The sequence below is a fragment of the Pseudomonas sivasensis genome (assembly GCF_052938085.1).
Map to the genome: position 1 here is coordinate 3,142,813 of NZ_CP176442.1, position 21,350 is coordinate 3,164,162.

Genomic DNA, 21,350 nt, shown 5'->3' on the forward strand with positions numbered 1-21,350 from the left:
GTGTCGATCCATGACTCACTATTGCCTCACCTCGACTACCACCACCACGACCGCTGTATGCGGAGCGTGCGAGGTGTCGTGAGCCAATAGCCTACGAACTTCAAAGGCCCGCCAGCGATGGACAGGGCCTTTTTTTATGCCCTTGTGTCGCTGGTTCATACGCAAGGAGATGCACCCATGTACGCCCTATTGATACTCGATATCCAAGTCGGGCTTGTTCACGGCCCGGAAAAACCATGGCGCGGCGAAGCGTTATTGGAAACAGTGAATAGCCTGATGGACAAAGCCCGCAGCGCTGGCGCTCCGATTTTTCTCGCGCGCCACGTCGGGCCCGCTGGATCGCCCATCGGCCCCGACAGTCCGTTGACGATGCTTGCGCAGGAACTCAACCTGGTGGGTACAGAGGTGGTATTCGAAAAGCGGCGGCCCAACGCCTTTGAAATGACTGAGCTGGCAGACAATTTGCGGTCTCGCGGAGCTACTGGTGTGGTCATCACCGGCATGAAAACTCAATACTGCGTCGACAGCACCTGCCGTGCTGCTCGTGATCTTGGCTTCGATGCGGTACTAGTTGCCGAAGGTCATACTTGTTCAGACACGCCAGTGATGAGCGCTAAGGACATCGTTGCTCATCACAATGCAACCCTTGATGGGCCGTTCTGCCGGCTGGTTCGGGCCGAAGAGTGGCGCTTCTAGCAGAGCCTAAATAACGGGAATGTGCGTGACTTGGGAGAATGGTTTCTTCTTGTCACGCTCTGCTACATTCATCGGAGGCCACAATCAGGGATAGAAACAAGTGACCATTCGCCTAAACGTTCGCCTTCTTTTATTCGTGCGATTCGCGAGCATCGCAATCGCGCTCACTGCAGCGACTGATGCCCACTCTGAGCAATACACAGTGGGCGGCAGATCGATTGAGCTGCCTTCGCCTCAAGGCTACTGCAAGATTGGCGAAACGCCCGGAGAGCAAAAGTTCGTTGAACTGACAGCCAAGGCCACAGGGCCGTCGAGCCGCATTTTGGCGTTGTTTTTGAGGTGCGAAGAGTTGGCAGAGTGGAGAAAAAACGCACCGTCCGAGTTAGTGAGCTCTTCCGACTGGGTGGTGTTGGGCGTCATCCTGGACCGTGATGGTCAACTGCGGCCCATGGAGGGCGTGAGCCGTAAGGAGTTTGTCCGCACACTTGGAAGTGCAATGTCTAAAGATCCAACCCTCTTCTCGCGCACGAATGCTGACGCCCAGATTCGACTCAATAGCTTAGTAACCGGAGCGGACTTCAGGATGATGGGCACCCAGGTTCTAAAGGCGGACGACGAAGCCATCTATTTCATTCTGGGAAGTGAAATACTCGCCGACAATGGTGAGCACCGCCGCGTAATCGCTGTATCAGCGATCACCCTACTTAAGGGCGTGCGCATCGTTTATGGCAACTATCGTCAAGTGAACCCATCACAGAATGGCAACGCGCTCTTTGGCAAGACGGACGCGCTGGTTCATGCCGCTGTGCAAGCCAATCCCTGAAACGGACCTCAGCGCCCACGAAGGAAATTAAAGACTGACTCAACCCTTTATTGAGTAGTGCGGCAACCGTTAAGTCGATAAGCGCTCAAGCCCCAGAACACTAACGTTTCGGTAGCATCCGCGTCAGGGTGTTGTCCCGCACCCAGTAGTGATGAAACAGCCCTGCAGCCGCATGCAAACCGATCAGCCAATAGCCGCTGCTACCGAGCAGCTCATGCCAATGTTTGAACTGCCTGGCCAAGTCTGGATCGGGCTGGACCAGCGCGGGTAAAAAGAACCCGAAGTAAGGCATCGGTTTACCTGCTGCAGACAACATTAACCAGGCAAGCACGGGCGTAGCGATCATCAGGCCATACAGGGCCAGATGCATCAGGTGCGATACCCCAGTCTGCCACGCTGGTAAGTGTGGCGTTATCGGTGGCCGAGGAGTCAGGCGACCCAGCAGGCGTATCCAGACCAGAGCAAAAATGCTCAATCCGAAGACTCCATGCAACCCGAGGAACATCGCTTTCCACGGATTACCCCGTGGCAAAAGCCCTTTGATTTCGATACAGGCATACACGCCGACAAACAGTCCCAGCATCAACCAGTGCAAGGTGATCGACAGTTTTCCGTAACGATGGTCAGTTGAGTCTGGGGTCATGATGCGCCTCTTGAATAATTAACGCGGGCAAGTCATTCGCCCGGCCACGATCCGACGTGTCACCTAATCGAATGCCAGCACAGTGCCCATCAAGCCTTAAGGTAATCTGAAGGTGCGTTTGCATCGGCTTTTGCCACATTCAGACTTCGTTAAGAAATGCCCTCGATACTCTTCCCAAACCTACCGGGGAGACGTTGTCCAATGGCCGATTTCGACTGGCACATCGCATTACCACTCCACTTCGGCCAAGCCGGCTCTCCACCGCTGAGTATGGCTCGGGCCCTGCCCAGCGATGCGGCAAGGCCTCACTTCGAAACCTTTGTGCAGCAACGCTTTCGTCAGGCACACGGTGCTGACATTCGTCATTTCATGCCGCAACTGTTTGGCATGAGCGATGCGGCCGGAGAATTGTGCGCGGTCGCTGGCGTACGCCTGGCCAGCGAAGAACCCCTCTTTCTCGAACGCTATCTAGACGATTCGATTGATCCACTGATCGCCGCCGCTGCCGGCCGGCCGGTTGACCGCGCCTGCATCGTCGAGGTGGGCAACCTGGCTGCCAGTGACAACGGCAGCGCGCGTCTGAGCATCATCACCCTCACTTACATGCTGGCCCTGGGGGGGCTTGAGTGGGTGGCGTTCACGGGGAATATCGGGTTGGTCAACAGCTTCCATCGCCTCGGTTTAAAACCCGTAACGCTGTGCGCCGCCGACCCGGCGCGGCTCGGCGATGACCGCCACAGCTGGGGCAGTTATTACGAAAGCAAGCCCTGGGTGCATGTCGGCAATATCCGCGCGGGCTTTATCCATTTGCGCAACATCGGGTTATTCAATCGCCTGGGCTTGCCCACGTCACTCCTGGAGGCCACTCATGTCGCCTGAAGTCGAGCATTTCAAGAGAACCCTGCGCAGCCATGCTGAGCGCAACACAAACACCATTTCTTTATGGGGCGATGAGCTGAAGCTGGACTACGCCACGTTGTATGCCGAGATCGTGTATCGCCAGGAACGCCTGCGTGACGAGAGCGTCAAGGTGGTCGCGCTGGTGTTGGATAACGGCGTCGAGGCGCTGATATGGGATCTGGCCGCGCTGTTCGAAGGGCTGACGTGCCTAACGCTGCCACCGTTCTTCACGCCCTCCCAGCGCAAGCATTGCCTGGACCAAAGCCAAGCAGAACTGTTAATCGCAGAAGTCGAGTTGGAGTCTGAACTGCAAACAGCGGGTTTCGAGAAAACCGGCGAATTCTGGCGTAAGGCTGTTCACGGCCCATCGCTGATGCCTGAGGGCACCGCGAAACTGACGTTTACGTCGGGCACTACCGGCACCCCCAAAGGCGTGTGCCTCAGCGCCGAGAGCATTGTGTGCGTCGCGCGTGAGTTGTATGAGGCGAGCCGGCCCAACGATCCGCAGCACCACCTTGCTGTTCTGCCCCTTGCGATCCTGTTGGAAAACATCGGCTGTTATGCCGCGCTGTATGCGGGCGCAACCCTTAGCCTGCCCAGTCAGGCAACCTTGGGTATTCAGGGCGCCAGCGGCGTTGATGTACCGCGACTGCTCGGCTGCCTGGCCTCTCGCGCCCCCGACAGCCTGATTCTCGTGCCACAGCTGCTGTTACTGCTGGTGACTGCTGCCGAACAGAACGCCTTCAATCCAAAGACGCTGCATTTTGCAGCCGTGGGCGGCGCGCGCGTTTCACACGAACTTCTGGACCGTGCGCAACGCGTTGGCATGCCGGTTTACGAAGGTTACGGGCTGTCGGAATGCGCATCGGTGGTGTGCCTCAATAGCCCAGGGGCGCGCCGCGCAGGCAGTGTCGGAAAACCGCTGCCGCACGTTGAGGTGCGTCTGGCCGAGGACGGCGAAGTACTGATTAAGGGCGCTACTTTGCTGGGTTATCTGGGCGAGCCGCCTCACGCCCATGAATGGTGGTCCAGTGGCGACATCGGCGAATTTGACGATGAAGGTTTCCTTTACCTGAAGGGGCGCAAGAAACATCAATTCGTGACCAGTTTCGGGCGCAACGTGAACCCTGAATGGGTTGAGGCCGAACTGACACAGCGCCGCCACATTGCTCAGGCCTTCGTGTATGGCGAAGCCATGCCAAGCAACCATGCATTGTTGTGGCCTCATCGACCCGATTGCACCGATGAGGCGTTGGCGGCGGCGGTTGCCGAGGCCAACGAGGCGTTGCCCCATTACGCCCAAGTCCATCACTGGACCCGCCTGCCCCACCCATTCACGCCCGCCAATGGCCTGCTGACCGCCAACGGCAGACCCCGCCGCGACGCCATTGTCGAGCTTTACCAGACACAACTGACTGCTCCCCTACGCACCGAGGAATCTGAATCATGAGTTTTTTTGACACGCTGCAACTGGCCACGCAAAAAGAACGGGCGGAATTGTTCAACCTTCCGGTCATTCGTGATGCCCTTGAGGGAAGGGTCAGCCTGGAAAGCTATCGGGCCTTTCTGACTCAGGCTTACTACCACGTACGCCACACCGTACCGTTGATGATGGCCTGTGGTGCACGCCTCCCGTCGCGCCTGGAGTGGCTGCGCAAAGCGGTCTGCGAATACATCGAAGACGAATACGGCCATGAACAATGGGTACTCAACGACATCCATGCCTGCGGCGGCGACAAGGACGCAGTGCGTGACGGGCGTCCGTCCTTGCCCATTGAGCTGATGATCAGCTTCCTCTATGACCTCATCGCCCGGGATAACCCAGTAGGCCTGTTCGGTATGGTCAACGTGCTTGAAGGTACCAGTATCGCTTTGGCGACCCATGCTGCAGGCGCTATTCGCGAACGCCTTGAGTTACCGGAAACGGCGTTCAGCTATCTCAGTTCCCATGGCTCGCTCGATATTGAACATATGCAAACTTATCGCCGATTGATGGACACACTGGACGACCCGAGCGATCAGGCTGCGGTTATACACGCCTCCAAGGTCGTCTACACCCTCTACACCGACATGTTTCGTGGCTTGCCGCGTGACGGGGAGCGTTTGCATGCGCCTGTCTGAGGCCCGTGCGGTATTGACCGGCGCCAGCGGCGGTATCGGTCTGGCGATCGCTCATGCCCTGTGCGCCAGCGGCGCCTCTGTGTTGGTGGTATCGAGGAACCGAGAGTCATTGGTGCCGTTGCTTGATCAGTATCCGAACCAGGTGTTGTGGGTGGGTGCCGACCTCACGTTTCTAGCAGATCGTCGTAAGGTGCTGGCGGCGGCCGAGGCCATGGGCGGGGTCAACTTGCTGATAAACGCTGCCGGGATCAACCACTTCGCCATGCTTGAGCAACTGGCGGACAGCGACATCAATGCAATGCTGGCGGTAAACATCAGCGCACCGATCTGCCTGACCAAAATCCTGCTGCCGCTGCTCAAGCAAGCCCCAAGCGCGATGGTCGTCAACGTTGGCTCCACGTATGGCTCTATCGGCTATCCCGGATATGCCAGCTATTGCGCGAGCAAGTTTGCGTTGCGTGGTTTTTCCGAAGCCTTGCGCCGAGAACTGGCAGACACCCGTGTTGGCGTTTTATACGTCGCGCCCCGGGCCACCCGCACCCCCATGAATAGTCCGGCTGCGCAGGCGTTGAATGATGCCCTCAAATCCAATGTCGACGACCCGGAAACCGTCGCATCCGCAGTGATCCGCGCAATTGCCGGCGACCACCGCGACTTGTACCTCGGATGGCAAGAGCGATTTTTTGTGCGCCTCAACAGCCTGCTGCCCAACTTGGTGGACCGAGGCTTGCGCAAACAGTTACCTCTGGTCCGTCGCCTCAGTGAAAAAAACGACAGTGAGCACCCTAAACCATGAAAAAAATTCTCTGTGGCCTGTTGCTCGGCGTTATGAGCCATAACGTCTGGGCCCTTGACGCTGCTGACCAGCAGCGCCTCGCTAATATTCAGCAAAGTTGGGCACATATCCAATACGAACTGCCCGCAGACCAGCGTACTGCTGCGTTTGAACAGCTCGCCACGCAGGCCGACGCCTTTACTCAGGAACGCCAGTCAGTCGCCGAGGCATGGATATGGTCCGGCATTGTCACCAGCAGTTGGGCCGGCGCCCAGGGTGGGCTCGGTGCCCTGAGCAAGGTCAAGCTGGCAAAGGCCGATCTTGAAAAAGCCATCGCCCTGGACCCCAAAGCCTTGCAAGGCTCGGCTTATACCAGCCTTGCTGCGTTGTACGATCGCGTGCCGGGCTGGCCCATTGGGTTCGGCGACTCGGACAAAGCAGAGGTGTTACTCAAGCAAGCCTTGCAACTGAACCCGAACGGCATCGATAGTCTGTACTTCTGGGGTGATCACCTCTACCGTCAAAAGCGCTATACCGACGCCCACGCAGCACTGCAAAAAGCACTGCTGGCCGCCCCAAGGCCAGGCCGCGAAACCGCTGACGCTGGACGGCGCAAGGAAATCGAAGCGTTGCTGCAGGATATAACCAAGAAACTCGGCTGACAGGAGTCCGTGTGCGCATATTATTGATCGAGGATGACGTCGCTCTGGGCGAGGGTATTCACCAGGCGCTGGTACGAGAAAGCTATACCGTCGACTGGTTACAGGATGGCAGTAGCGCCTTGCATGCTCTGCTCAGTGAAACGTTTGATCTGGCCGTACTCGACCTTGGCTTGCCGCGCATGGATGGACTCGAAGTGCTGCGTCGCTTGCGTGACAGTGGCTCCAATCTGCCGGTGTTGATCCTGACCGCTCGGGACGCCACAGAGGACCGCATCGCAGGGCTCGACGCCGGTGCCGACGACTATTTGATCAAACCGTTCGACCTGGCAGAACTCAAGGCACGCCTCAGGGCGTTGCTGCGACGCAGTGCGGGCCGCGCCCAGGTGTTGATTGAGCACGCAGGCATCAGCCTGAACCCGGGAACTCAACAAGTCAGCTATCAGGGCGAAGCGGTCGCCCTGACACCCAAGGAGTATCAGTTACTCCATGAGTTGCTTTCCCCGCCGGGTCGGATGATGACGCGCGACCAACTGATGCAGTTACTCTACGGCTGGAACGAAGAGGCAGAAAGCAACACGCTGGAGGTGCATATCCATCACTTGCGCAAGAAGTTTTCGAGCCAACTGATCCGCACGATCCGTGGGGTCGGTTACCTGGTGGAAGAGCGCCCATGACGTCTATTCGGCGACGTACGCTCAGGTTGATTCTGGGTCTGTTGTTCCTCGGGCTGTTGCTCATGACCGTTGTCAATCTCCACGACAGCAATCATGAAATCGACGAGGTATACGACGCTCAGCTGGCGCAGAACGCACGTCTGCTGCAGGGCGTGATGCGCATGCCAATGGCGAGCAACGAGCACGCAAAGCTGTATGAGGCGTTCAACCAGGCATTGGGGCTCGCCGCGCCCAGAGTGGATGGCCACCCGTATGAAAGCAAAATCGCTTTTCAGGTGTGGAACGCGGATGGCACGTTGCTGGTGCACACCTCCAGTGCGCCGTCCTTTAGTTCGCCTCCGGTCAAACCGGGTTTCAGTGACATCACGGATATCAACAACCGAACCTGGCGCGCATTTGTGTTGGATGATGCCCAATACAATCTGAAAATTTGGGTGGGAGAGCGGGACGATGTGCGTGCCGACCTGGTGGATCGCATCGTCCGTCATACGGTTTTACCTAACCTGATAGGTAGCCTGCTGCTTGCCGCGGTGATCTGGTTGGCCATTGGCTGGGGGCTCAAACCGTTGAGCAATATGGCTGAAACCTTGCGAGCGAGGCATTCAGGTTCTCTCGAACCCTTGCAGTTGAATCCGCTGCCTACTGAGCTGGAGCCCATGCAGGCCGCCCTGAATCGTGTGCTGGCACAGATCCAGGAGGTGATGGGCCGTGAGCGACGCTTTATCGCGGATGCCGCCCATGAAATGCGCACACCGCTCGCCGTGCTCAAGGTCCACGCAGAAAACCTCGTGGAGGCCGTCAGTGAGGAAGATCGGCGCGAATCCCTCAATTACCTGATCGTAGGTGTGGACCGCACCACGCGCCTGGTCAATCAACTCCTGACCATGGCCCGTATCGAGCCGCAACCCCAAACCCATGAGGCGCAGAGCATCGATCTAGTGGCGACGATTCGGGGCGGTCTGGTGCAAATGACACCCTGGCTGCTGAGCAAGGGGCTTGAACTCGTGTTCGAACCCATGGAAGAGGTCTGCCTTGTTAAGGTCGATGCAGCCGTCATACATATTGCCTTGAACAACTTGGTCACCAATGCCGCCAACTTTTCCCCTCCCCAGGGAGTGATTACCGTGCGGTTGATGAAAAACCAGGATCACTACGAATTATGTGTTGAGGACGAGGGGCCAGGCATCGATGAAGCAGAATGTGATCGACTTTTTGAGCGGTTCTACAGTCGTGGAAATGATCAAGGCGCTGGGCTGGGGCTGACCATCGTCCGGTCCATCGCAAGTCGTTTGGGAGGGAGCGTGCGTTTAGAAAACCGTGAATGCGGAGGATTGCGCGCAACATTCGAGATCTTGAGGTTCTAAAAATCCATGGCATTCGAAGTAGCCGGACAGCGCATTTTTTAAAGGCTATTGCTGTATGTCTGGGGGAAATCGTCACTGTCTGGCTGATAGCCGATAGCGAATGCCTTAACCCTGATTGGGTAGAGGCGAGGCATCACGAAGGACTCTCTGGATATGAGCAACCACCTGCATGGTTGCCTCTTCGATCGTTCCTTCATTGCGGCAGAGCACCCAGTCATGATCGGCAGCCGCCTGCTCAAACGCCTCGGTGCTAGCAACATGTTCTTCCAACGCATGCATGACCGTACTGCTCAACCCGCGCGTTCGTGCAGCCGCTCGCGCCCATGAAATCTCAGGCGCGGTGACAACCCCAACGTGCAGGTCTGGCACTTGCACGTTGCGGTCACGGTTCAGCTGGAGAATCTCTGCAAACGGCACCAGCCGGCGAAACGCCGCTTCTGACGGGTACCAGCGATCCATCAGGATGATGCTGCCCGGCGGCTGTTCCGGCAGCACCTGTTGGGAAATCCACCGGCGGCTATCAGCAAAGCGCTCGCACACCGTCAGCTCCAACTCCCTGCTGGGGTTTCTGACGAATTGATTAACCAGGGCCATGGTTTCAGCCCTGTAGGGATCGCTTTTTTTCTCGCTCAGTCGGATCACTGTGTGGTGGTCGACCCTCAGGGCTTTCGTCACGGCCTCCAACAGTGTGGTCTTGCCGACGCCCTTGGGACCATCCAGAGAAACAAACAACGCACGCTTCATTTTTCACATATCAACGGGTAACGGATGACCACTCTAACCCGGTTGCTGGGTCCACCGTAAACGTCGACCCACGATGCTCAAACCGGGGGATCTCCAATCCCAGGCTTTCACGCAAGGTTGTCCCTTCATACGCGGTGCGGTAGACACCACGCGCCTGCAACAACGGTATGACTTCCTGGGTGAAACGATGGAATTGCTCGGGGTGCCCGATGTAGATATTGAACCCATCCACGGCCCGCGCCTCGAACCATTCGGCCATTTTCTGCGCGACGGTTTCAGCCGTACCCACGAATGCACCGGGACGCAGTTGTCGGCCGAACTCTACGGCCTGGCGCAGCGTGAAGCCTTTCTCGCGCGCTTGGTCTGCAATGCGTTTGGCAGCGGTAAAGAAGCTGCTGCGCGCAGCCTCCAGGCTTTGCTGGGGAAACGGTGCATCGAGGTCGTACTGGCTGAAATCATGCCAGCCGAAATTGCGCCCGAACTCCTTCAGGGCGAGCTCAAAGCTGTGATCGATCTGATGATAGTGCTGCTCGATTTCCCGAGCGTGCTCGTCAGTGTCGCCAACATAAATTTCAGCGCCCGGCATGACCAGCAATTGCTCCGGGTCGCGCCCCTGTTGCGCCGCCCTGCCCTTTATATCCTGATAAAAAGCCTGGCCCTGCTCGATACTGGCGGCATGGGTGAAGATCACATCCGCCGTCGCAGCCCCCAGGTCGCGTCCCTGCTGCGAATCACCGGCCTGGAAGATCACCGGTTGGCCTTGCGCTGAACGTTGGATATTCAACGGGCCGACCACCGAAAAGTGTTCGCCCTGGTGATTCAGGCTATGCAGTTTGCTCGGATCGAGAAACTGGCCGGTCGCCCGGTCGCGCACGAATGCATCGTCCTCGTAGGAGTTCCACAACCCCTGCACCACCTGGACGTGTTCCGCCGCGCGGCCGTAGCGTGTGTCGTAGTCGTAATGTTCGTCGCGGCTGTAATTGCCCGCCGTGCCGGCGTCGCCGCTGGTGACCACATTCCAACCCGCACGGCCTTTGCTGATCAGGTCCAGTGACGCCAGGCGCCGCGCGACGTTATACGGCGAGTTATAAGAGGTAGTCAGCGTGCCCACCAGGCCAATGTGTCGAGTGCTCACGGCGAGCGCCGATAACAGCGTCAGCGGTTCCAGTCGATTCAGGTAATGGGACGGTGAGCCCGGCGTAATGAACTGGCTGTCGACGATGAATATCAAGTCAAACAGCGCCGCCTCGGCTTGGCGCGCAATGTCGATATACCAGTCGACGTTGACGCTCGCATCGACCGGCAATTGAGGGTCGAGCCACAGGTTGTGTCGGCCTGGACCGCCGCTGCCCATGGTCAAGGCACCCAGTTTGAGCTGTCGTTTGGTCATTTGCAGAGGATTCCTTGAGGCGTTCACGGCTGTTTAGTAGCGACGGCGGGCTGCAAAGACGCCGCGAACGAGTCATCAAACAAGCTGGCAGCAGGGAAAGACTTGACCAGTCCCTGACCGGCAAAAAAGTCCACGGTCTTTTGCGCTTCGACGGGAGATTGGGCCGTTACGGGCTCGACGGTGGTGCGCGCGCGGGCAAACCAGGCACGGGCGATTTCAGCATCCGCGCGGGTGCGTTTGGCCCACGCGTCGGCATAGGCGTCTGTGTTGGCCGGCGCTTGGCGAGCCCAGTCGCGTGCTTTCTTCAGGCGCTGGAGAAAATCACTGATGGGCGCCCGTTTGGCGTCCACAGCACTGGCGTTGGCGGCAATGAAACTCTGGGCTGGAATCAGCCCTTGCGCCGTGGCCAGCACCCGCGCGCCTTGTCGTTCCTGCTGTGTCACATAGGGTTCCCAGGTCGCGATGACGTCAACCGAGCCGCCTTCCAGCGCATGGGAGGCATCCAACGCGCTCAGGTAACGCAACTCCAGCGCGTCGCGCTGCACGCCGGCTTTGTCCAGCGCTGTCAGCAATAATTGCTGGCTCCAGGAGCCTTTCCAGATGGCCGCGCGCTTGCCTGCAAGGTCCGCGAGACTCTTGATCGGCGAATCCTTCGCAACCAGAATCGCCACGCCGTCGAGATTTTGCCGACTGACGGCAATCACCTTGATTGGCGCGCCCAATGCGCCCAGGAACAGCACAGGCGCATCCCCCAGCAGGCCGATGTCGAGGCTGCCGACGTTGAGCGCTTCGGCAACTGGCGAGCCGGCGGTGAATTGCTTCCATTCAAGGGTATAGGGAAGATCGTCCAGCACCCCCGCCGCTTCCATGACGGCTTGGGCGTTGTAGCTTTGGTCGCCGACCACCAGCGTTTGCGCGTTCGCGGTCAGGCTCAGCAGTGCGGCGGCTAACGCGGCCGCCAGTTTTGAAAGGTAACGCACGTTCGTCTCCAGATGCCTTGTCAGGCAGATCAAGTCGATCCGCGCGTGCGGTCTCGGTAGTGTTCACAGGAATAATCTGCCTCATACGATGAGGCCCATCCAGCCACCTGTAAAATACTGATAACGCATAACGTAATTCTATAATAATGCCACCTACACATTTTAACGCCGGCGTGCGACATCTGTTTGGCGCATACCCCATGCTCAAACGTCATAATCCCCGGCCTGCCTGCATGGTAATCTCGCGCGACCACGAATAGACATATGTCGTCACATGACGATCAGAGCCAGGAAAGAACATGCCCAAAAAATCTCACTCGACGCTGCGCCGTGACTTCCGCGAATTGCTTGCCAAGCCGAGCTGCGTTGAAACTGCTTCCGTATTTGACCCCATGTCCGCCCGTATCGCGGCGGACCTGGGGTTTGAGGTGGGTATCCTGGGAGGGTCAGTCGCGTCGTTGCAGGTATTGGCGGCGCCCGATTTTGCGTTGATCACGCTGAGTGAGTTCGTTGAGCAGGCCACGCGCATTGGGCGTGTCGCTCAACTGCCGTTTATCGCCGACGCCGACCACGGCTACGGCAATGCCCTCAACGTGATGCGCACCGTCGAAGAGCTTGAGCGCGCCGGCGTGGCCGCATTAACGATTGAAGACACCCTGCTGCCGGCGCAATTCGGGCGCAAATCCACCGACCTGATTTCCATCGAGGAAGGCATTGGCAAAGTCCGCGCCGCCCTGGAAGCCCGTGTCGATCCTGAACTCTCAATCATCGCTCGGACCAATGCGGGTGTGTTGCCCACCGAAGCGGTGATCGAGCGCACCCTGGCCTATCAAAAAGCCGGTGCGGATGGGATCTGCATGGTGGGCGTGAGTGACTTCGAGCATCTGGAAAAAATCGCAGAAAACCTCACCGTTCCACTGATGCTGGTGACCTACGGCAATCCCAAGCTCAACGACGCCCAGCGCCTCGCGAGCCTGGGCGTGCGCGTGGTGGTTGCCGGGCATGGCGCCTATTTCGCGGCGATCAAAGCCACTTACGACAGCTTGCGTGCCCAGCGCCAATTAACCCATAGCACCTCTAATCTCAGCGCGACCGAACTGACGCACACTTACACGCTCCCGGAAAACTACGTGGCGTGGGCTGAAGAGTTCATGGACGTCAAAGAGTAATCCTCCCCCCTCACAGCCAGGCAATGTCCTCGCGCTGGTAACGGTGCGCACGGAAGATCGCGTTGTTTTCTCCCGGCAGGTAACGCCGGGAGGCTGCATCGGGATAGGCGGCGAAGTGCGGATTGATGTACTCCCACACCACTTCGCCGGCTGGCGTGACTTCGAACAGACGGCCAAAGTTGGCTTCGGTCACCAGCGTGTTGCCATTGTGCAGACGCTGGGCGCCGCCCATGAATGGCGTGAAGAAGGCATAACCCGGCGTGTCCGCGTACTGCCATTCGATACGCTGCGTGTGCGGGTCGATCTCCAGGATGCGCGAGTGCGGCATGCTCACATGTGGGCGTGAAATGCCGTTGTCGAACACCAGCACATTGCCGTTTTCCAGCTCAGTCGGGCAATGCTGTTGCGCGACCAGATCGTGCCCCAGGCGCCACAACACTTCGCCACTGCCACGCTGGATAGCAATCACCGAAGAGACACTGCGCAAACTGAGAATGACCTTACCGTCACTGCCCGGCGAGACCGCGTTGGTCATCGGCCAGTGGTAACGCTCGAATGTGTCGTGCAGCGGGTAATCCTCGGGCCGCAAATGCTCCCAACTGCGCCACTCCCAGACCACCTGCCCTTGGCGGTCAACCTCCTTGACCACGTCCGCATAAATCACGCCACCCGCCGCCTCGCTGCCGGGAATGCCGCCGACCACTCGGCTGGCCAACTCCGCACTCAAGGGTTCCACCGTGGTGTACAGCAGGTGGCCGTTGTCCAGCCATTGAGCGTCGTGATGGTGCAGCAAATCGGTGTATTCCCACACCACCTCGCCTTGGGGGGTGACCTCGCTGAAGGCACCGCCGTGCCACACCGACCAACCGGGAAAGAGCTCCGGGGAATCCGGGTGATTGCCGTTGTAGCCCAGGTTGCCGTTGCCCAGGATCACAGCGTCGCGGCCGGGGCGCTGAGGCAGCTTCCAGCGGTGCACGACCTCGCCGTCGATGTCGATCAGGAACACATTGCCCCCGGCGGTTTGCGGTGCGAACAAGGTGTAGCCACCCGCGCTGCGGGCGTGGTCGACGGTGATAAGGCCGGTCTTCTGGCGTTTAAGCGTGGTGCTGTGCATGAGGTTTCTCCGGGTGCAGGAATCCCTGCCGAGGCTACGTCGACAAGGTCAGAAATAAGCGAATCAGTGGGGGGTCGGTAAAAGGCTGTTAAAGCGCGGGTCGAAGATTTGCCCGACGTCCAGCGCACGGGGAATCACCCGCTCGGCGGCGAACAGGTCCGCCAGACGCTGTTGCAAGGCAATGACGGCAGGATCAATCGGCACGTACTGCAAGGTTTGATGGGCGAGCATGTCGCGCACCAGAGCGATTGGCAGCCGCGTGGTCTGGGCAAACACCTCGGCCCAGGCATCCGGATGCGCCGTGGCCCAGGCTTGGGCGCGGGCGAGCCTGGTCAGCAAGTCACCGGCCTGCGCCGTACGCTCAGGGTCGGCCAGAGCCTTGAGGCTCGCCACCGTAAAATTCTGCCCGGTTTCCGGCCATTCGCTGCCGTCCAGCAGTACCCGCGCGCCTCGCGAAGTGGCTTGGCCAACAAAGGGATACCACACTGCCCAGGCATCGAGCCGGCCACTGGCAAAGGCGTTTTGTGCATCGACGGGGCTGGCATAGATCATGTTCAGGTCCCGCGTTGTGAGCCCGGCCTGATGCAGCGCTGCCAGGAACAGGTAATGCCCGCTGGTGCCTTTGGCGACGGCGACCCGTTTGCCCTTGAGATCGGCGACTCGCTGGACAGTGGTCCCCTCAGGTAACACCAGCGCGTTATTGTTCTGCGCCCCGCTCGCCACGCCAATGATGCGGATATCAAAACCGCCAGCCTGGGCAAAAACCGGCGGCGCGTTGCCGACCACACCCAGGTCGATGGCTCCGGCGCTCAGGGCTTCCAGCAGCGTGGTACCTGCGGTGAATGGATGCCACACCAGCGTTCCCGACAGCCCCGCATCCTCCCCCGCCGCGTGCAGCATGGCTTGGGTCAAACCGCTTTGGTCACCCACATGCAGCGCAGCCGACACCGGTTGCACGATCAACACCGCAGCCCAGCACACCAGCCCGGCCAAGCGTTGTCGTACAGCGTACTTGGCAGCACCCGGTTTTAACGTCATTGTCTTTCCCTCATCTTTGCGTTGAATCCAGTATGTCGAGGCTCGCCGTGCCGCTCCATGCCAAACACCCCTCCTTTACTGCCACGTCGGACATCGCTGAGCGCACGGTGGTGGTGCTAGCGTTCGATGACTTGCTGCTGCTCAACGCCGCTGGACCGCTGGAGGTGTTTGCCGCGATTCCACGCCTGCTGGGCGGCGCGTTTGCCACACAGGCGCCGTATCGGTTGCTGCTTGCCTCACCGTTTGGAGGCCAGGTCAGCTCGGTGTCGGGGATCAGCGCCAGCACCCAGTCACTGGAACGAATTGATCAACAAGCGCCCGACATTGATACGCTGATCGTCGCGGGCGGCCCCGGCATGGACGCCCTGGAAGCCAACGAGCATGCCTGCGCCTGGCTGCGCGGCCGCGCCCCGGCGATCCGTCGCCTCTGTTCAATCGGCACCGGCGCCTTCGCATTGGCCGCCGCCGGTTTGCTCGATGGGCGCAACGTAGTGACCCACTGGAAGTTCGCCGAAGCATTGCAGGCGCGTTACCCTAAGGTCATCTGCCAGACCGACGCGTTGTACCTGCATGACCGCAACCTGTGGACGTGCGGCGGCGCCACCGCAGGCATCGACTTGGCGTTGGGACTGGTCGAGCAGGATCTGGGGGCCGACGCGGCGCTGTCATTGGCGCGCTATTTCACCGTGTTCCTGTGGCGCTCGGCCGAGCAACCGCAGTTGAGCGCTTCGCTCAAAGCCCAGTCCACCGCTCTGCGCACTGATCCCGATGTACGCCTGGCGCGCTTGCATGCGTGGATTGCGGGCAACTTGAACGGTGATCTACGCGTGGAGCGCTTGGCCGAGCAATTCGGCATGAGCCCGCGTCACTTTGCGCGAGCCTATGTCGCCGCCACGGGCGATACGCCCGCACAGGCGGTGGAGAGTTTGCGCTTGGAAGCCGCCTGCCGGGTGTTGGCCACCACGAGTGAACCCATCAAGCGGATCGCGCAAACGGTTGGTTTCGGCCGTGAAGAGCGCATGCGGCGCGCTTTCCAAAAACAACTGGGCACCAGCCCGCTGGGTTATCGCAACCAAATGAAGGCAGCAACCCACCAGGCACCGTTTCCGATGGGGATCGCGCTGCAGGGTTTGGCGCATTGAGTTCAGCTAAGCCCAGCGCTCAAGGACGCCCCCACAAAAAAATCCGCCGTAAAACGTGAGCGCTGGCTTGCCCGCGACAGCGGCCGTTCGGTGTACCTATCCACTATCTAGGTAACGGCGGCTCACTTTTGGAAAAGAGCCCCAAAAGCAAGCCTGAGACCAACATCAACAGCGAGCCAGCGATTAGCCAACCCAGCCTATGGCAGTCTTGGGAATCACCTCCGACTCATCCAGCTTCGACGCAAACATACTCACCGCCTGCACCGCATCGCTGGTGCTGGTGCGAATCTGCAAGATCACCGAACCCGCCTGGTCCGCCAACTGGACGCCGCGTTGTGCGCCTTCCTGGGTGGCGCTCATGCTGGTCACCGCGTCGCGGGTTTCCGAGAGGATCATGCCGATCATCTCGGCGATTTCCGCTGTGGAGCGACTGGTACGCCCGGCCAGTTGCCTGACCTCATCGGCCACCACCGCAAAGCCACGGCCTTGGTCGCCAGCCCTTGCGGCCTCGATGGCGGCGTTGAGCGCCAGCAGGTTGGTCTGGTCGGCGATGCCGCGAATGGTGTTGACGATGGCGGTAATTTGCTCGGAACGATCGCCCAACTGCCCGACCAGGCGTGCGGATGAGCCGATGTTTTCGGCAATCCGGCGCATCTCCGTGGCGGTTTCCTGGATAACTTGGGTGCCGTGCTCGGCAAACCGCTCGGTCTCGGACGAGATGTGGTAAGCACGGGAGGCGCCACGGGAGTCTTCTTCGAACTTCTCTACACGTTCGGTGATGTCGCTGGCGAACTTGACGATCTTGATCAGCTTGCCGTCGCCGTCGTAGACCGGGTTGTAACTCGCTTCGAGCCACACGACCCGGCCATGTTTGCCAAGGCGTTTGAATTGCCCGGTGAAGAATTCGCCATTGTTCAAGCGCCGCCAAAAGTCCGCGTACTCATGGCTGTTAATCAGGGCCGGTTCGCAAAACAGGCGGTGGTGTTTGCCTTTAAGCTCGGCCAACGAATACCCCATGACGTTCTGGAAGTTGTCGTTGGCGTCCAGTACCTGCCCGTTCAAATCGAATTCGATAACGGCCATCGCCCGGTCCAACGCCGTCAGTTTGCTGCGCGTAGCGGCTTCCTGTTCAACCTTGGCAGTGACGTCCAACGCGTACTTGACCACTTTCAACACCTGGCCACGCTCATCCAGCACCGGGTTGTAGCTGGCCTCAAGCCAGATAGTCCTGCCTTGGGAGTCCACCCGCTTAAACGTACCTGACACGAACTTTCCGGCCTTGAGGTCAGCCCAGAACTGGCCATAGGCCGAGCTGCTGGTCAGCGCTGGCAAGCAGAAATCACGATGGGATTTGCCGAGCAGTTGCTCACGGCTGTAACCCAGCGTCCTCAGGAAGTTGTCGTTAGCACTCAACACCTTGCCATTGAGGTCAAATTCGACCACGGCCATGGAGCGTTCGAGTGCAGTAAACAGTCCTTTGTATTCGGTGACTTCGGCCGTCCTGGCCGCCAGTTCTGTTTTAACTGCTTTATTGAACATGACGTACCCTCAACCGTGCGAAGAAGCTGTCTGTAACTGGCTATCGGCGGCTGAATACGCGACTTTACGCGGTTTTTAATGTTTATTTTCTGGCGTCAAAAAGCCGCGCATTGCGGTTTGCCCGCGCGGCTGTTTTCGGGGACCATGGGCGCCTTTTCAACCTGCCAACGAGAGGCGCCCATGGCCAACCACGACCTGTCCTACACCCCCGATCCTGATGCTGACTCCATCTCATCCGACGTAATTGGCTTCAACGGTATCCTGGTCTCCACCCAGATCCCGACCCGCGCCGACGGCAGCCTGGAGCTGGGCGATATCTCCCTGCAATGCGAATGCACCCTGCAAGCGCTGAAAGTCGCGCTGGAAAAGGCCGGCAGCTCCATGGATCGGGTAATGCACCTGACCATTTATCTGACGGATATGGCCGATCGTGCGGCCTTTAATGAAGTCTACAAACGCTTCTTTGCCAAGCCCTGGCCCGTGCGTGCGGCGGTTGGCGTTGCTGCATTGGCGGTAGAAGGCATGCGCGTGGAAGTGACCGCGATGGCCGCCCAGGCCTGAGTTGATGCCGGTCAGGCATTTCACAGCTACAATGCGCGCCTCAACCGTGACAAGCCTGACTAAAAAAACTATGTCCATGCCCAAGCATCACCTGGAATTGCTCAGCCCTGCCCGCGATGTCGCCATCGCGCGGGAGGCGATCCTGCATGGCGCCGACGCCATCTACATCGGCGGCCCAAGTTTCGGCGCCCGTCATAACGCGTGTAATGACGTGAGCGATATCGCTCAGTTGGTAGAGTTCGCTCACCGTTACCATGCGCGCGTCTTCACCACGATCAACACGATCTTGCATGACAACGAACTGGAACCCGCGCGCAAGCTGATCCATCAGCTCTACGACGCCGGTGTTGACGCGTTGATCGTGCAAGACCTGGGTGTGATGGAGCTGGATATTCCGCCCATCGAGCTGCACGCCAGCACCCAAACCGATATCCGCACCCTGGCCCGCGCGAAGTTTCTCGACCAGGCCGGTTTCTCGCAGCTGGTCTTGGCCCGTGAGCTGAACCTGCAGGAAATCCGCGCCATCGCCGACGAGACTGATGCCGCCATCGAGTTCTTTATCCACGGCGCCCTGTGCGTGGCGTTCTCCGGGCAGTGCAACATCTCCCACGCGCAAAATGGCCGCAGCGCCAACCGTGGCGATTGCTCCCAGGCTTGCCGCCTGCCATACACCTTGAAAGACGATCAGGGCCGCGTTGTGGCCTTTGAAAAGCACCTGCTGTCGATGAAAGACAACAACCAGAGCGCCAACATCCGCGCCCTCGTCGAAGCCGGTGTGCGTTCGTTCAAGATCGAAGGCCGCTACAAGGACATGGGCTATGTGAAGAACATCACCGCCTATTACCGCCAGCGCCTCGACGACGTGCTTGAAGACCGCACAGACCTGGCCCGCGCTTCCAGCGGCCGCACCGTGCACTTTTTCCTGCCTGACCCGGAAAAAACCTTCCACCGTGGCAGCACCGACTATTTCGTCAGCGACCGCAAGATCGACATCGGCGCCTTCGACACGCCGACCTTCACCGGCCTGCCGGTCGGTACGGTGGAAAAAGCCGGCAAGCGCGATCTGCAAGTGGTCACCCATGAGCCGTTGTCCAACGGTGACGGGCTGAACGTGCTGGTCAAACGCGAAGTGGTGGGTTTTCGCGCCAACATCGCCGAACCCAAGGGCGAGTTCGAGGAAGACGGCCAGAAGCGCTATCGCTACCGCGTCGAGCCGAACGAAATGCCGGCCGGTCTGCACCAGTTGCGCCCGCACCATCCGCTGAACCGCAACCTGGACCATAACTGGCAACAAGCGCTGCTCAAGACCTCGGCGGAGCGCCGTATCGGCCTGTCGTGGGTCGCGCGCCTGCGTGAAGACCAGCTGGAAATTACCGCTACCAGTGAAGAAGGCATCAGCGCCAGCGTCACCCTGCCCGGCCCGTTCGGCGCGGCCAACAAGCCGGAGCAGGCGCTGGATACCCTGCGCGACCTGCTTGGCCAACTCGGGACTACCGAGTATCACGCGACGAATATCGAGCTGGACGCGCCACAGGCGTTCTTCGTCCCCAACTCGCAGCTCAAGGCATTGCGCCGCGAAGTGATCGAAACGCTGACTGCGGCCCGTGTCGCGGCTCACCCCCGTGGTGGACGCAAGGCCGAGACCACGCCGCCGCCGGTTTACCCGGAAGCGCACCTGTCGTTCCTGGCTAACGTCTACAACCAGAAGGCCCGCGACTTCTATCATCGTCACGGCGTCCAGATGATCGACGCTGCCTTTGAAGCCCATGAAGAAACCGGCGAAGTACCGGTGATGATCACCAAGCACTGCCTGCGCTTCTCGTTCAACCTCTGCCCTAAACAGGCCAAGGGTGTGACGGGCGTGAAAACCAAGGTCGCGCCGATGCAATTGATCCATGGCGACGAAGTGCTGACGCTGAAGTTCGACTGCAAGCCGTGCGAGATGCATGTGGTGGGCAAGATCAAGGGGCATATCCTTGGCTTGCCGCAGCCGGGCAGCGTGGTGGAGCATTTCAACCCGGATAAGATCATCTTTCAGGGCACGCACTAACCCTGCGGGAGCGGGGCCACCACCAGCCCCGCTGCAACCCGGCAGCCGCCAGCAGAATAGCCGCCACCCCCAGCCATTGCAGCCAACCCAGGCGGTGGCCAAAGGCAATCCAATCGACGACGATCGCCGCTATCGGGTAGATAAACGACAGCGCGCCGGTGATGGCCGTCGGCAGTTTCTGGATCGCCCCGTACAGCAACACATACATCAACCCGGTATGCACAACGCCCAGGGCCACCAATGCCGACCAGGCATTACTCGCCTGCGGCAGGCTATTCCAAGGCACCAGCGGCGCCAGTAGTAGCGCACCGGTAATCACTTGGATCAACGCCATCAAATGCGGCGGTACGTCCTTCAAGCGCTTGATGATCAATGCCGCTACGGCATACAAAAACGCTGCGCCCAACGCCAGGACGATTCCCGTCAAATAGTCCCCGCCACCGCTCTGCTGCTCGCCATGGGCAGTGACAATCGCCAGCATCCCCATAAACGCCACACTCAGCCAGGCCAGTTTCTGTAAGGTGATTTTTTCACCGAGAAACAGCGCCGCCAGCATGACCAACAGGAACGGCTGAACGTTGTACACCGCCGTACTGATGGCGATGGATGCGCGGGAATAGGATTCAAATAACAGTAACCAATTACCGACGATGGCCACGCCGCTGAGCATCGCCAGCCCGAGCCGGGCCCAACTGAGCAGGTCCAGGCGCAGATAACCCAGCACCGCGCAGACCAGCAGTAACGTGAGCCCACCGATCACACAGCGCCAGAACACCACCTCAATCACCGACACGCCCGACACCAGCACAAACCAGCCAATGGTGCCCGAGATGAGCATGGCGGCAACCATTTCCCAAGAACCGCGACGGATCGATGTATCCATGATTGGAACTCCTCAAGTGAGGCTCAATTATGGCAATCTGCGCGTGATCGGCTCCAGCGACTAAAAAAGGCAAACACCGGAA

Annotated in this window: 21 protein-coding genes and 1 pseudogene; 13 read left to right on the forward strand and 9 right to left on the reverse strand. The window is 59.4% G+C overall.

Annotated elements, in window-relative coordinates:
* The first annotated feature begins 177 nt into the window (after positions 1-177).
* Positions 178-696, forward strand: coding sequence for an isochorismatase family protein (locus ACKZ62_RS14555; RefSeq protein WP_447096925.1), 519 nt, complete (start codon positions 178-180; stop codon positions 694-696).
* A gap of 100 nt (positions 697-796) precedes the next feature.
* Positions 797-1,519, forward strand: coding sequence for a hypothetical protein (locus ACKZ62_RS14560; protein ID WP_447096926.1), 723 nt, complete (start codon positions 797-799; stop codon positions 1,517-1,519).
* A 100-nt stretch (positions 1,520-1,619) separates the two neighbouring features.
* Here ACKZ62_RS14560 and ACKZ62_RS14565 read toward each other — a convergent pair whose 3' ends face one another.
* Positions 1,620-2,162 carry a cytochrome b/b6 domain-containing protein gene (locus ACKZ62_RS14565; RefSeq protein WP_122757316.1) on the reverse strand — a complete coding sequence of 181 codons (543 nt, stop codon included), beginning with the start codon at positions 2,160-2,162 and terminating at the stop codon, positions 1,620-1,622.
* Positions 2,163-2,363: 201 nt separating this feature from the next.
* On the opposite strand from ACKZ62_RS14565, the gene ACKZ62_RS14570 reads away from it, so the two are divergent.
* From ACKZ62_RS14570 to ACKZ62_RS14600, 7 genes are read left to right on the forward strand one after another with little or no spacing between them, the layout of a single operon-like run.
* Positions 2,364-3,041 carry a thermostable hemolysin gene (locus ACKZ62_RS14570; protein WP_032887326.1) on the forward strand — a complete coding sequence of 226 codons (678 nt, stop codon included), beginning with the start codon at positions 2,364-2,366 and terminating at the stop codon, positions 3,039-3,041.
* Complete coding sequence (locus ACKZ62_RS14575; protein ID WP_447096927.1) at positions 3,031-4,512, forward strand: AMP-binding protein; 1,482 nt, start codon at positions 3,031-3,033, stop codon at positions 4,510-4,512. Before ACKZ62_RS14570 ends, ACKZ62_RS14575 begins: the two co-directional genes overlap by 11 nt.
* Complete coding sequence (locus ACKZ62_RS14580; RefSeq protein WP_032887331.1) at positions 4,509-5,183, forward strand: iron-containing redox enzyme family protein; 675 nt, start codon at positions 4,509-4,511, stop codon at positions 5,181-5,183. Before ACKZ62_RS14575 ends, ACKZ62_RS14580 begins: the two co-directional genes overlap by 4 nt.
* Entirely contained in the window at positions 5,170-5,979 is an 810-nt protein-coding gene (locus ACKZ62_RS14585) for an SDR family oxidoreductase (RefSeq protein WP_032887333.1), read from the forward strand. The genes ACKZ62_RS14580 and ACKZ62_RS14585 overlap by 14 nt, the downstream gene beginning before the upstream one ends.
* On the forward strand, positions 5,976-6,620 hold the full coding sequence (locus tag ACKZ62_RS14590; protein WP_122765144.1) for a tetratricopeptide repeat protein: 645 nt from the start codon (positions 5,976-5,978) through the stop codon (positions 6,618-6,620). Before ACKZ62_RS14585 ends, ACKZ62_RS14590 begins: the two co-directional genes overlap by 4 nt.
* 11 nt (positions 6,621-6,631) lie before the next feature.
* Entirely contained in the window at positions 6,632-7,294 is a 663-nt protein-coding gene (locus ACKZ62_RS14595; protein ID WP_447096928.1) for a response regulator, read from the forward strand.
* Positions 7,291-8,658, forward strand: coding sequence for a sensor histidine kinase (locus ACKZ62_RS14600; RefSeq protein ID WP_095184774.1), 1,368 nt, complete (start codon positions 7,291-7,293; stop codon positions 8,656-8,658). Before ACKZ62_RS14595 ends, ACKZ62_RS14600 begins: the two co-directional genes overlap by 4 nt.
* A gap of 105 nt (positions 8,659-8,763) precedes the next feature.
* On the opposite strand, the gene ACKZ62_RS14605 is transcribed toward ACKZ62_RS14600, so the two are convergent.
* From ACKZ62_RS14605 to ACKZ62_RS14615, 3 genes are read right to left on the reverse strand one after another with little or no spacing between them, the layout of a single operon-like run.
* Positions 8,764-9,402 carry a dTMP kinase gene (locus ACKZ62_RS14605; protein WP_122757313.1) on the reverse strand — a complete coding sequence of 213 codons (639 nt, stop codon included), beginning with the start codon at positions 9,400-9,402 and terminating at the stop codon, positions 8,764-8,766.
* A gap of 10 nt (positions 9,403-9,412) precedes the next feature.
* A complete protein-coding gene (locus ACKZ62_RS14610; RefSeq protein WP_447096929.1) occupies positions 9,413-10,792 on the reverse strand; it encodes an LLM class flavin-dependent oxidoreductase in 1,380 nt (459 codons plus the stop codon).
* Positions 10,793-10,815: 23 nt separating this feature from the next.
* On the reverse strand, positions 10,816-11,772 hold the full coding sequence (locus ACKZ62_RS14615) for an ABC transporter substrate-binding protein (protein WP_122681009.1): 957 nt from the start codon (positions 11,770-11,772) through the stop codon (positions 10,816-10,818).
* Positions 11,773-12,071: 299 nt separating this feature from the next.
* Here ACKZ62_RS14615 and ACKZ62_RS14620 point away from each other — a divergent pair, with 299 nt between their 5' ends.
* Positions 12,072-12,941, forward strand: a complete 870-nt coding sequence (locus tag ACKZ62_RS14620) for an oxaloacetate decarboxylase (protein WP_032887345.1) — start codon at positions 12,072-12,074, stop codon at positions 12,939-12,941.
* Between the two features lie 10 nt (positions 12,942-12,951).
* Here the strand turns inward: ACKZ62_RS14620 and ACKZ62_RS14625 are convergent, their stop codons facing one another.
* On the reverse strand, positions 12,952-14,055 hold the full coding sequence (locus ACKZ62_RS14625) for an aryl-sulfate sulfotransferase (protein WP_447096930.1): 1,104 nt from the start codon (positions 14,053-14,055) through the stop codon (positions 12,952-12,954).
* 63 nt (positions 14,056-14,118) lie between these two features.
* Positions 14,119-15,093 (reverse strand): ABC transporter substrate-binding protein, encoded by a 975-nt coding sequence (locus ACKZ62_RS14630; RefSeq protein ID WP_447096931.1) that lies wholly within the window; start codon positions 15,091-15,093, stop codon positions 14,119-14,121.
* A gap of 32 nt (positions 15,094-15,125) precedes the next feature.
* Between ACKZ62_RS14630 and ACKZ62_RS14635 the strand changes: the two genes are divergently transcribed.
* Positions 15,126-16,235, forward strand: coding sequence for a GlxA family transcriptional regulator (locus ACKZ62_RS14635; RefSeq protein WP_447096932.1), 1,110 nt, complete (start codon positions 15,126-15,128; stop codon positions 16,233-16,235).
* Positions 16,236-16,418: 183 nt separating this feature from the next.
* Here the strand turns inward: ACKZ62_RS14635 and ACKZ62_RS14640 are convergent, their stop codons facing one another.
* Together ACKZ62_RS14640 and ACKZ62_RS14645 are read right to left on the reverse strand one after the other, a co-directional pair.
* Positions 16,419-17,015, reverse strand: a complete 597-nt coding sequence (locus ACKZ62_RS14640; RefSeq protein WP_447096960.1) for a methyl-accepting chemotaxis protein — start codon at positions 17,013-17,015, stop codon at positions 16,419-16,421.
* A pseudogene (locus ACKZ62_RS14645) lies at positions 17,007-17,774 on the reverse strand (PAS domain-containing protein); the annotation flags it as partial. The pseudogene ACKZ62_RS14645 and the gene ACKZ62_RS14640, both read right to left, overlap by 9 nt.
* 180 nt (positions 17,775-17,954) lie before the next feature.
* Between ACKZ62_RS14645 and ACKZ62_RS14650 the strand changes: the two are divergent.
* Both ACKZ62_RS14650 and ACKZ62_RS14655 read left to right on the forward strand, forming a co-directional pair.
* Positions 17,955-18,335 (forward strand): RidA family protein, encoded by a 381-nt coding sequence (locus ACKZ62_RS14650; protein WP_032887358.1) that lies wholly within the window; start codon positions 17,955-17,957, stop codon positions 18,333-18,335.
* A 70-nt stretch (positions 18,336-18,405) separates the two neighbouring features.
* Positions 18,406-20,385, forward strand: a complete 1,980-nt coding sequence (locus ACKZ62_RS14655) for a peptidase U32 family protein (RefSeq protein ID WP_032887361.1) — start codon at positions 18,406-18,408, stop codon at positions 20,383-20,385.
* On the opposite strand, the gene ACKZ62_RS14660 is transcribed toward ACKZ62_RS14655, so the two are convergent.
* Positions 20,363-21,268 (reverse strand): DMT family transporter, encoded by a 906-nt coding sequence (locus ACKZ62_RS14660; protein ID WP_095184782.1) that lies wholly within the window; start codon positions 21,266-21,268, stop codon positions 20,363-20,365. The genes ACKZ62_RS14655 and ACKZ62_RS14660 overlap by 23 nt on opposite strands.
* Between the last annotated feature and the right edge of the window lie 82 nt (positions 21,269-21,350).